General features: G+C 72.0%; 10 protein-coding genes and 1 riboswitch. Of the genes, 5 read left to right on the plus strand and 5 right to left on the minus strand.

The annotated features are described in order from the left end of the window. Positions 1 to 52 precede the first annotated feature (52 nt). The 5 genes from rlmN (at position 53) to ACZ5C2_RS31035 (ending at position 5979) form a co-directional block, all read left to right on the plus strand. Positions 53 to 1159 (plus strand): dual-specificity RNA methyltransferase RlmN, encoded by a 1107-nt coding sequence (rlmN, locus tag ACZ5C2_RS31015; RefSeq protein WP_468798828.1) that lies wholly within the window; start codon positions 53 to 55, stop codon positions 1157 to 1159. Between the two features lie 24 nt (positions 1160 to 1183). Next, positions 1184 to 1289, plus strand: a riboswitch (TPP riboswitch). 80 nt (positions 1290 to 1369) lie between these two features. Beyond that, positions 1370 to 2452, plus strand: a complete 1083-nt coding sequence (locus tag ACZ5C2_RS31020; RefSeq protein WP_468798830.1) for a thiamine ABC transporter substrate-binding protein — start codon at positions 1370 to 1372, stop codon at positions 2450 to 2452. A 47-nt stretch (positions 2453 to 2499) separates the two neighbouring features. Further along, the gene (locus tag ACZ5C2_RS31025) at positions 2500 to 4098 is read left to right on the plus strand and encodes an ABC transporter permease (RefSeq protein WP_468798912.1); all 1599 of its coding nucleotides are present in this window, start codon (positions 2500 to 2502) and stop codon (positions 4096 to 4098) included. Beyond that, positions 4099 to 5118, plus strand: coding sequence for an ABC transporter ATP-binding protein (locus ACZ5C2_RS31030; protein WP_468798832.1), 1020 nt, complete (start codon positions 4099 to 4101; stop codon positions 5116 to 5118). A gap of 24 nt (positions 5119 to 5142) precedes the next feature. Further along, positions 5143 to 5979 (plus strand): maleylpyruvate isomerase family mycothiol-dependent enzyme, encoded by an 837-nt coding sequence (locus ACZ5C2_RS31035; protein ID WP_468798834.1) that lies wholly within the window; start codon positions 5143 to 5145, stop codon positions 5977 to 5979. A gap of 66 nt (positions 5980 to 6045) precedes the next feature. On the opposite strand, the gene ACZ5C2_RS31040 is transcribed toward ACZ5C2_RS31035, so the two are convergent. The 5 genes from ACZ5C2_RS31040 to ACZ5C2_RS31060 form a co-directional block, all read right to left on the minus strand. Further along, positions 6046 to 6744: an LAETG motif-containing sortase-dependent surface protein gene (locus ACZ5C2_RS31040; protein WP_468798836.1), complete on the minus strand. Its 699-nt coding sequence runs from the start codon at positions 6742 to 6744 to the stop codon at positions 6046 to 6048. 148 nt (positions 6745 to 6892) lie between these two features. Continuing rightward, on the minus strand, positions 6893 to 8014 hold the full coding sequence (locus ACZ5C2_RS31045) for an LOG family protein (RefSeq protein ID WP_468798838.1): 1122 nt from the start codon (positions 8012 to 8014) through the stop codon (positions 6893 to 6895). Between the two features lie 26 nt (positions 8015 to 8040). After that, positions 8041 to 8448, minus strand: a complete 408-nt coding sequence (locus ACZ5C2_RS31050) for a VOC family protein (RefSeq protein WP_468798840.1) — start codon at positions 8446 to 8448, stop codon at positions 8041 to 8043. A 218-nt stretch (positions 8449 to 8666) separates the two neighbouring features. Beyond that, on the minus strand, positions 8667 to 9995 hold the full coding sequence (locus ACZ5C2_RS31055; protein WP_468798842.1) for a hypothetical protein: 1329 nt from the start codon (positions 9993 to 9995) through the stop codon (positions 8667 to 8669). Beyond that, positions 9977 to 10726, minus strand: coding sequence for an ABC transporter ATP-binding protein (locus tag ACZ5C2_RS31060; RefSeq protein WP_468798844.1), 750 nt, complete (start codon positions 10724 to 10726; stop codon positions 9977 to 9979). Before ACZ5C2_RS31060 ends, ACZ5C2_RS31055 begins: the two co-directional genes overlap by 19 nt. Positions 10727 to 10987: the final 261 nt, after the last annotated feature.

Here is a 10987-nt window from a genome sequence, read left to right on the forward strand (position 1 = left end):
CACCCCGCTCTGGCCTGGGCTCCCCGAGTCGATCTGCCACACTGGTACAGCCATGCCTAAGCCCGGAGAACTCACTTTCGTCGCGCCGCGCGGAGCCAAGAAGCCGCCGCGGCACCTTGCCGATCTCACGCCCGCCGAGCGCAAGGAGGCGGTCGCCGCGGCCGGTGAGAAGCCGTTTCGTGCCAAGCAGCTCTCGCAGCACTACTTCGCGCGGTACGCCCACGAGCCGGAGCAGTGGACCGACATCCCGGCCGGCTCGCGCGGCAGACTGCGGGAGGCGCTGCTTCCGGAGCTGATGACGGTCGTGCGGCATCTGTCGACCGACCAGGGCACCACCCGCAAGACGCTGTGGAAGCTGTTCGACGGGACGCTCGTCGAGTCGGTGCTGATGCGCTACCCGGACCGGGTGACGATGTGCATCAGCTCGCAGGCCGGGTGCGGGATGAACTGCCCCTTCTGCGCGACCGGGCAGGCCGGGCTGGACCGGAATCTGTCGACCGCCGAGATCGTGCACCAGATCGTGGACGGGATGCGGGCGCTCCGGGACGGTGAGGTGCCCGGCGGCCCGGCGCGGCTGAGCAACATCGTGTTCATGGGCATGGGGGAGCCCCTCGCCAACTACAAGCGGGTCGTGGGGGCCATTCGGCGTCTGACCGACCCCGAGCCGGACGGGCTCGGGTTGTCCCAGCGGGGGATCACCGTGTCCACGGTCGGACTCGTCCCGGCCATTCACCGGTTCTCCGACGAGGGCTTCAAGTGCCGGCTCGCCATCTCGCTGCACGCTCCCGACGACGAACTGCGCGACACCCTCGTTCCCGTGAACACACGGTGGAGGGTGCGCGAGGTCCTGGACGCCGGGTTCGAGTACGCGGCCAGGTCCGGGCGGCGGCTGTCCATCGAGTACGCGCTCATCCGGGACATCAACGACCAGGCCTGGCGGGGTGACCGCCTCGGGCGGATGCTCAGGGGACGTCCCGTGCACGTCAACCTCATCCCGCTCAACCCCACGCCCGGCTCGAAGTGGACCGCTTCCCGTCCCGAGGACGAGAAGGCGTTCGTGGAGGCGATCGCCGCGCACGGTGTGCCGGTGACGGTCCGGGACACCCGTGGACAGGAGATCGACGGGGCGTGTGGGCAGCTCGCCGCGAGCGAGCGGTAATGTGACCCGAGTACGTACATCTTCATATTCCGACAGGGGAGCGCCACAGCGCTGAGAGTGCGGTACCGGCCGCAGACCCTCCGAACCTGGCCCAGGTCATTCTGGGTAGGGAGATCGGTCATCACTCGAGCTGTTGCGCCCTGCCCGGGACCCCGCCCAGGGGTTCCTGGCGGGGCCGCGTCTCTTCCTGGTCACTCCAGGAGGAATCAAGTGGGTATCACCAAGAAGGTCACGGTCCTGGTCGTCGGGCTGGGGCTGGTCACACTGTCCGCGTGCGGGTCCTCGGACGGCGACGAGGCGAGCGGCGGCGGGTCCGGGACCGTGACCCTCGTCAGCCACAACTCGTGGGCCGTGTCGAAGGACGTCGTCGCCGCCTTCGAGAAGCAGTCCGGCTACGAGCTCAAGGTCCTCGAGGACGGCGACGCCGGGCAGGCCGTGAACAAGGCCGTCCTGACCAAGGACAACCCGCAGGGCGACGTCTTCTTCGGCGTCGACAACACCCTGCTGTCCCGTGCCCTCGACAACGGGCTGTTCCAGCCGTACGAGGCGAAGGGCTCCGATCGGATCCTGCCCGAGTACCGGGTGGACGAGGCCGGGCACCGGGTCACCCCCGTCGACAGCGGTGACGTCTGCGTCAACTACGACAAGGCATGGTTCGGCGAGCACGACCTCACCCCGCCGAAGACGTTCGACGACCTGGTCAAGCCCGAGTACAAGGACCTCCTCGTCGTCGAGAACGCCTCGACCTCCTCGCCCGGTCTCGGCTTCCTGCTCGGCACCGCGGCCAAGTACGGGGACGAAGGCTGGCAGAACTACTGGAAGAAGCTCAGGGCCAACGGCGTCAAGGTGGTCGACGGCTGGGAGCAGGCCTACAACGAGGAGTTCTCCGGCTCGGCCGGCGGCAAGCAGGCCAAGGCCGACCGGCCGCTGGTGGTGTCGTACGCCTCCTCGCCGCCCGCCGAGGTCATCTACGCCGACCCGAAGCCGGAAACCGCGCCCACGGGGGTCGCCGAGGGCACCTGCTTCCGCCAGGTCGAGTACGCGGGGCTGCTGGACAACGCGAAGAACCCCGAGGGCGGCAAGGCGCTGCTGGACTTCCTGATCAGCAAGACCTTCCAGGACGACATGCCGCTCAACATGTTCGTGTATCCGGTACGGGAGGGCGCCCAGGTGCCCGAGGAGTTCGTGAAGTTCGGGCCGCAGGCGAAGGACCCGGCGACCATGGACCCGGCGAAGATCGCCGAAAACCGTGACCAGTGGGTCAAGTCGTGGACCTCGCTCGTACTGAAGTGACGCGAGCCGCGGCGAAGCGGCACGGGAGCGCGGCCCGGCTCGGCCTGATGGCCGTGCCGGTCGCGTTCTTCGCCGTGTTCTTCGCCTATCCCGTCACCGCGATCGTCGCGCGCGGACTGAAGGCCGACGGGACCTGGCAGCTCGGGCGGATCGGGGACGTGCTGGCCCAGTCCGACGTCCGGCAGGTGCTGTGGTTCACCACCTGGCAGGCTCTCGCCTCCACCGCCCTCACCTTGCTGATCGCCCTGCCCGGCGCGTATGTCTTCGCCCGCTTCGACTTCCCCGGCAAGCAGGTGCTGCGGGCCGTGGTCACCGTGCCGTTCGTGCTGCCGACGGTCGTCGTCGGTACGGCGTTCATGGCGCTCGTCGGGCGCGGTGGCCTGCTCGACGAACACTGGGGCGTGCGGCTGGACACCACCGTGTGGGCGATCCTGCTCGCGCACGTCTTCTTCAACTACGCCGTCGTCGTACGCACCGTGGGCGGACTGTGGTCCCAGCTCGACCCGCGGCAGGAGGAGGCCGCGCGGATGCTCGGCGCCTCGCGGTTCGCGGCCTGGCGGACCGTGACCCTGCCCGCGCTCGCGCCGGCCGTGGCCGCCGCCGCGCTGATGGTCTTCCTGTTCACCTTCACCTCGTTCGGTGTGGTGCAGATCCTGGGCGGGCCCGCCTTCTCCACCCTCGAGGTGGAGATCTACCGGCAGACCTCCGAGATCTTCGACCTGTCCACGGCCGCCGTCCTGACGATGATCCAGTTCGTCGCCGTGGGCTCGATCCTCGCCCTGCACGCCTGGACCGTACGGCGCCGGGAGAGCGCGCTGCGCCTGGTGGACGCCTCGACCGCGCGCCGGCCCCGCGGGAGAGGGCAGTGGGCGCTGCTGGGCGGCGTCGTCGCCACCGTCGCCGTACTGATCCTGCTTCCCCTCGCGGTGCTGGTGGAGAGGTCCTTCGGGGCCGCCGGGCTCGGCTACTACCGGGCGCTGACCGAGGACGACGGGGGAGTGTTCCTGGTCGCGCCCATCGAGGCGGTCGGCAACTCGCTGCAGTACGCCGTCGCCGCGACGGTCATCGCCGTGGTGATCGGCGGCCTCGCCGCCGTCGCGCTGACCCGGCGGGACGCGGGACGGCTGGTGCGCGGGTTCGACGCGCTGCTGATGCTGCCGCTCGGGGTGTCCGCGGTGACCGTGGGCTTCGGTTTCCTGATCGCCCTCGACGAGCCGCCGCTGGACCTCAGGGCCTCCTGGATCCTGGTCCCGCTCGCGCAGGCGCTGGTCGGCGTGCCCTTCGTCGTACGGACCATGCTGCCGGTGCTGCGGGCCGTGGACGTACGGCTGCGGGAGGCGGCGGCGGTGCTCGGGGCGTCGCCGTGGCGGGCGTGGCGGGAGGTGGACCTGCCGCTGGTGCGACGGGCGCTGCTGGTCGCGGCCGGGTTCGCCTTCGCCGTGTCGCTCGGGGAGTTCGGGGCGACGGTGTTCATCGCGAGGCCGGAGAACCCGACCCTGCCGGTGGCCGTGGCGCGGCTGCTGGGGCGGCCCGGGGACCTCAACTACGGGCAGGCGATGGCCTTGTCGACGATTCTGATGATCGTGTGCGCGGTGGCACTGCTCGTGCTGGAGCGGCTGCGGACCGACCGGACCGGGGAGTTCTAGATGCTGCTGAGCCTTCAGGGCGCGACCGTCCGCTTCGGCGGGCGGGCGGCGCTGGACGCCGTCGACCTGGGGGTCGCCGAGCACGAGATCGTGTGCGTGCTCGGGCCCAGCGGCAGCGGCAAGTCGACGCTGCTGCGGGCGGTCGCCGGGCTGCAGCCCCTCGACTCCGGGCGGATCCGGCTCGACGGACGGGACCAGTCGGGCGTGCCCGCGCACAGGCGCGGGGTCGGGCTGATGTTCCAGGACCATCAGCTGTTCCCGCAGCGGGATGTGGGTGGCAACGTGGCCTTCGGGCCCCGGATGCACGGCGCGTCACGCGGTGAGCAGGCCGAGCGGGTACGGGAACTCCTGGACCTCGTGGGACTGCCGGGGGCGGCCGGGCGGGCCGTCGCCGCGCTGTCCGGCGGCGAGCAGCAGCGTGTCGCACTGGCCCGTGCCCTCGCGCCCAGTCCCCGGCTGCTGATGCTTGACGAGCCGCTCGGACAGCTGGACCGGTCGCTCAGGGAACGCCTCATCGTCGAACTGCGGGAGCTGTTCGGCGGGTTGGGCACCACCGTGCTCGCGGTGACCCATGATCAGGGCGAGGCGTTCGCACTGGCCGACCGGGTGGTGGTGATGCGGGACGGGCGGATCGCCCAGTCCGGTACACCACTTGAGGTGTGGCAGCATCCGGCCGACGCCTTCGTGGCGCGCTTCCTCGGCTTCGAGAACGTGGTCGAGGCGACGGTGGCGGACGGGGTCGCCGTGACCCCCTGGGGGAAGGTCCCCGTGCCGGACGGCGCCCCGCAGGGCACGCGCACCCTGCTCGTCCGGCCCGCCGGAGTCCGCCTGGTCCCGGCCGACGAGGGCCTGCGCTGCACGGTGGCCGCGCGCACCTTCCGGGGCACCCATGTCGCCGTCCGCCTCCACCCCGACGACGCACCCCGACTGGAGGCGGCCTGCGCGCTCAGGGCCGCGCCCGGGGTGGGGGACGAGGTCGGAGTGGAGTTCGACGCCGCGGAAATCGCCGTGCTGGAGTGAGCGCGTCCTTCTAGGGTGTGCGGCATGACCCGACTCGCGCACGACCACTACTGCCGGGAGATCGAGCACCAGGTCGCGCAGTTGCGGACCGTCGTGACCTCCGGCGCCGATCTGTCCGGCACGGTGCCCACCACCCCCGACTGGTCCCTGGAGCAGCTCGTACGGCACGTCGGCGGTGCCCTGCGCTGGGCCGCGCTGATGGTGCGCACCGAGGCGGAGGGCGACATCCCCGAGGAGCGGGTGCCGGGCTTCGAAGGGCCGGGGGTCCAGGGCGATCCCGGCGCGCTGGACGCGTGGCTGGCGGAGTGCGGCGAGCTGATCGTCGGCGCGCTGCGGGACGCCGGGCCGGGCGCGGCGGTGTGGAGCTGGGCGGGGATCTGCAACGCCGGGTTCTGGGCCCGCCGTATGACGCACGAGCTGATCGTCCACCGTGCGGACGCGACCCTCGCCGCCGGACTGCCCTTCGAGGTCGCCCCCGAGGCCGCCGCCGACGCGATCGACGAGTGGCTGGAGATCGTGGAGTGGGCGCAGCGGACGCTGCCGGAGGACACGGTGCAGGAACTGCGCGGGCCCCGGCGGACGATCCATCTGCACGCCACGGACACCGGTGAGGAGGCGAATGCCGGGCGAAGCGGGATGGGGGTTCCCCCGTCCGAAGAGTGGGGGAGGCTGATCGAACTCACCGAGGACGGTGTCTCCTGGCGCCGCGGCCACGAGAAGGCCACCGTCGCCCTGCGCGGCCCGCTCACCTCCGTGCTCCTCGCCTTCTACCGTCGGCTGCCGCTGGACGCGCCGGAGCTGGAGGTGTTCGGCGAGCGGGAGCTGCTGGAACTCTGGCTGGAACGGGCGACGTTCGGCTGAGCGGCGGGCCACGGAAGTGGCCCGCCCCCTGAACAGGGAACGGGCCACCCGTGTGTCCGTGAGACGTCAGCGCTCGCTGTTCGCCCCGCGGCGGCGCATGCCGAAGAAGACCGCGCCACCGCCGACCACGACGAGAGCGGCCGCGACGCCGGCGATCAGACCGGTGTTGGAGTCGGCACCGGTCTCGGCGAGGTTCGACTCACCGGCCGGGGACGGCGCGTTGCTCGAGGTGTCCGCCGGAGGGGTGCTCTCGCTCTCCGACGGCGACGGGGCCGGCGCGCCGGGCTCCTCGGCGGGGGGCGAGGAGGAATCCGACGGAGTCGGCGTGGGCTCCGTAGCCGGGGGTTCCTCGCCCTCCTCGCAGGCCGTCGCCGGGGTGGTCAGGTTCGGCTTGATGTCCTCGTCGACGTAGGGCTTCGCCGTGACGTGGATGCGGTACTCGGCGTTCGGCTTCCAGTCCTCCTCGAAGGTGATGGTGGTGCCCTGACGGGTGCCCTTGACCACCTGCTCGCCGATCTTCTCGATGTCGGCGCCGTTGTTCTGCAGGAACACGGTGACGGTCGCGGGGACACCGGCCGGGTCGACGTCGGTGACGGTGATGACACCGTTGTCACCGTCGCACTCGGCCTTGGCCGAGAACTCGTTGATGTTGCACGCCGCCGCGGTGCCGGCAGCGCCGAGCGCGAGCGCGGCGGACACGGAGACGACACCGAGGGCGCGCACGGAGCGCGCGACGGCACGGCGGGATACGGACAGAACTGCCACGTTTGTCCTTTACGGGGATGCGTAAATGCGGGGGGTTGAGGAAGTGGTGATGGAGCATCAGCACTCCCATGAGGCTCCCAGGTCTATAAGCGCCGCATAAGTAGTGTCAACGCATAAGCCGATCGCAGGCCCGGGCTTTACCTTCTTATTAACCGCCCAAGCGTTTCAGTGCCTCCGGTGCCTCCTCGATCCGGTCCACGAGGGCGATCCGTGCCTCCATCGGCCGCTCCCGGGCGAGGGACCGCAGCAGCGGCCAGGTGGGCAGCTTCTCCGTCCAGTGGGCCCGGTCGACCAGCACCATGGGCGTGGGCTCACCGCGCGACCGGTAGTAGTTCGGCGTCGCGTTGTCGAAGATCTCCTGAACCGTGCCGGCGGCACCGGGCAGGAACACCACCCCCGCGTTGCAGCGGGCGAGCAGGCCGTCCTCGCGGGTGGCGTTGGCGAAGTACTTCGCGATGTGCGAGGCGAAGGCGTTCGGCGGCTCGTGACCGTAGAACCAGGTGGGGATGCCGACCGAGTGGTTGCCCTGCGGCCAGCGGGTGCGCACCTCGAAGGCGGCACGCGCCCAGTCGGTGATCGACGGTGTGAACGACGGTGCGACCGAAAGGAGTTCGCAGGCCTCGTCCAGCATGTCGTCGTCGTACGGGGCGGTGTAGGCGCCGAGGTTCGCGGCCTCCATCGCGCCCGGACCCCCGCCTGTCGCCACCGTGAACCCGGCGTGACCGAGCGCCCGTCCGAGGCGGGCGGCACCCCGGAACTCCTCGGTTCCGCGCGCCATCGCATGACCGCCCATCACGCCCACGACCCGCGCGCCGCGCAGCAGTTCGTCGAGAGTGTCGGACATGGAGTCGTCGTGGACCGCGCGCAGCATGGAGGCGAAGATGTCGCCGCCGGCCCTGGTCCGCTGGAACCAGGCGTAGGCCAGCGCGTCCGGGGTCGCCTCGTAGCCCTTGTCGAGCGAGGCGAACAGGTCGGCGGGTGTGTAGAGATGCCCCCGGTACGGGTCGAAGGGCAGGCCCGGAACGGGCGGCAGGACGAGCGCTCCGTCGGTGCGGAGCTTCTCGGCCGCGTCCGGGCGCATCCGGCAGCCGAGGAACACGGCTTCGGCGGTGTCCGCGGCGAGCAACTCCCGGGTCCGGTCGGTCAGATCGACGGCCTGGACACGAAACCCGGAGAGCGTTCCGCGCGACGAGAACACGGCGTCGAACTCCTCGAGCGTCTCGATCTCGCGGTCCCCGTGATGGACGGCATGGGCGGGACTGGTCTGCACCCGCCCATGCTAGGCCCCACCGTTCGTCAGCCCTCCACGGCGGCCGGGTCCATCCACACGATCTCCCAGGTGTGGCCGTCGAGGTCGTCGAAGGAGCGGCCGTACATGAAACCGAGGTCCTGGGTGTCACCGGCGACCGTGCCCCCGGCCGCCAGGGCCTTGTCCACCAGCTCGTCGACCTTCTCGCGGCTCTCGGCGCTCAGCGCCAGCAGCACCTCGCTGCTCTTGGTGGCGTCCGCGATCTCCTTCTTCGTGAACTCCGCGTACTTCGGTTTGCTCAGCAGCATCGCGATGATCGTGTCACTGATCACGACAGAGGTGGTGGTCTCGTCGCTGAACTGCGCGTTGATCGAGTAGCCGAGCTCGGTGAAGAACTTCTTCGAGGCGTCGAGGTCGGTGACGGGCAGGTTCACGAAGATCATCTGCTGGTACATGGCGGGGCCTCTTCCGTTCGGTTCCGTGGCGTTCGCGGGGGTAGACCGGTGGTCCGCGCGGAACTCATCGGCCTGTGAGGATGTCGTTCGGATCAGTTTTCGTACGGTCCTCGTCGGGCCGGGTACGGCCCGGAGCGAGCCCTTTGTGCGTCTCCGCAGCGCGCCCCTCGGACGGCCGGCCCGTTGCCGGCCCCTCGCGCGTCGCGCGCTCGCGCTCCTCAGCCGGTCAGTGGCCACGCCGACAGCTCCGCCACGAGCAGTGACAACGGCCCGAACAGGGCGAGCAGCGCACCCGCGCGAAGCGCGGCCGCCCTGCGCAGTGTCACCATGGGTGCCCCGAGGCGCCGGAGCGCGGCGGTGGTGTCGGCGCGGGCCTGTCTGGCCTCGACGGCGGCCGTCAACAGGGTCGCCACCGTGCAGCCGGCCACCAGCAGCACCCCGAGGGCGACGAGCGGGCCGGAGGACGTGTCCTCGCGCTCGTGCAGCGAGGCCATGGCGTACGCGGCCGACATCACCGCGCAGACCACCCCGAGCGGGCGGCCGATGCGCGTGGCCTCCGCCATGAGCACCCGTCCGGCCAGCAGCCGCTGGGCGCCCGGGCGGACGGTCTGAAGCAGCCGGCCGCACAGATGGGTGAGACCGGGGCCGGCGAGGGCGAGGCCGACGCAGGCCAGGGCCAGCCCGAGCAGCGCGGCCGGCCGGTCGCCCGGTGGGGCAGGACCCGAACGGCTGGCGAAGGCCTCCACGGCCAGCCCCACCGCCAGCACCGCGACGCCCCAGGGGAGCCCGGACGGTGGCGTGTGCACAGCGGCGGGCAGGGCGTCGGCGGCCGGCCCGGCTCCGGGCTCGCCCGCGCTCCCGGGAGCGTCCTCCGCGTGGTCCCGCGCCGGTGCCGCATCCGCGGTACGCCGCCCGCGCGGCGAGGCCCTCAGCTGCTTGCCGAACCGTCCGTACGCCCCGAACGACTCCCGTACCGCCGTGCGCCGGAAGGCGCCGAACCGGGCGTGCGCGTGTGCCACGCGGGGGGCGCCCGCCACCGGCTCGCGCGGCCGCAGCGCCACCGCCACCGCCGCCGACGCGCTCAGGGGAACCAGGGCCAGCAGCGTCAGCGCCGCCGGCAGCGGAAGGGGCCGGCCGGCGGCGAGGAAGTCCGTCGCGCCGCCGCCGAAGGGCATGCCGGTCAGATCGCCGCGCAGCTGGAGGAAGACCAGCAGGGCCAGCGCCGAGCCCAGCAGGCAGGACAGTGCCGTGGTGACCGCGGAGATCACCATCAGCCGGGCGGGTCCGAGACCGATCGCCGACAGACCGGGCCGGGGCCGGGTGCCCGGATCGGTGCGGGCGACCGCGACCGCGAAGTACACCGTGGCCGTCAGCGGAGCCGCGCACCAGGCCAGCCGGAGCGCCGAGAGGGACGGGTCCGGGTGGCCCAGGGCGTGGCCGAGGGCGCTCAGCAGCAGGAAGCCCGTGCCCGCCGACGCGGCCGCGACCAGGAGCCGGCGCAGCTGGACGGCCGGCCGGGCGCCGAGGCTCAGACGGAGAGCGAGCACGCCGCCCGGCCTTCCGTCTCGGCCGTCCCGGGTACCGGCGGCAGGTGGATCGTGTGCACGCGCCGCCCGTCGAGCAGCGACACGGTGCGGTCGGCGAGGGCGGCGGTCTGCGCGTCGTGCGTCGCGAGGACCACGGTGATGCCGTGCGAGCGGGCCGCGGTGGTGAGCGTGCGCAGTACCTGCGCGCGGTCGACACGGTGCAGCGGGGCGGTCGGCTCGTCGGCGAACAGCACCGAGGGTGCCGGGGCGAGAGCCCGGGCCATGCACACCCGCTGGCGCTCCGCGTGGGTCAGCTCCACGGTGTGCTGACGGGCCTTGTCACCGATGTCCAGGCGCTCCAGCCACTCCAGGGCGGCCGTCTTGGCGCGGCGCCGGCCGGTGCCGCGCAGCATCAGCGGCAGGGCGGTGTTCTCCCAGACGTTCAGCTCCTCGACGAGCAGCGGGACCGGGTCGATCCAGCTGAAGCGGTCCCGGCGCAGCCGCTCGCGGGCCACCGGGCTCAGGGTGTGCACGGGCACGCTGTTGAACCACACCTCGCCGCTCTTCGCGGGCAGCAGGCCGGACAGACAGCGCAGCAGGGTCGTCTTGCCGCTGCCGTGAGGGCCGCCGACGGCGAGGATCTCGCCCTCCCGGACGCCGAGCGAGACCCCGCTCAGCCCGGGCGAGCCGTCGTTGTGCCGGAAGTGCAGGGCGCGCGCCCAGAGCACGTCGTTGTCCGGTGGGGCCACCATGGGCGTACACCTCGGTTCAGATCGGAAAGTGCCGTGCTGTGTCCCCCGGACGGGGGAACGAGAGCGCAGGCCGCCGGTCACGGTCTCGGTTCGGGGTGAAGTCAATGGGCACGCTAGGCAGGCCGTGGCACCGGTCCGGACAGCAACACGGCCCCGGGGGGGGGGGGGGGGGGGGGGGGGGGGGGGGGGGGGGGGGGGGGGTGGGGGGGGGGGAGGGGAGGGGGGGGGGGGGAGGGGGGGGGGGGGGGTCGGGGTTGGGTG

The sequence above is a fragment of the Streptomyces sp. NPDC031365 genome, assembly GCF_055569765.1.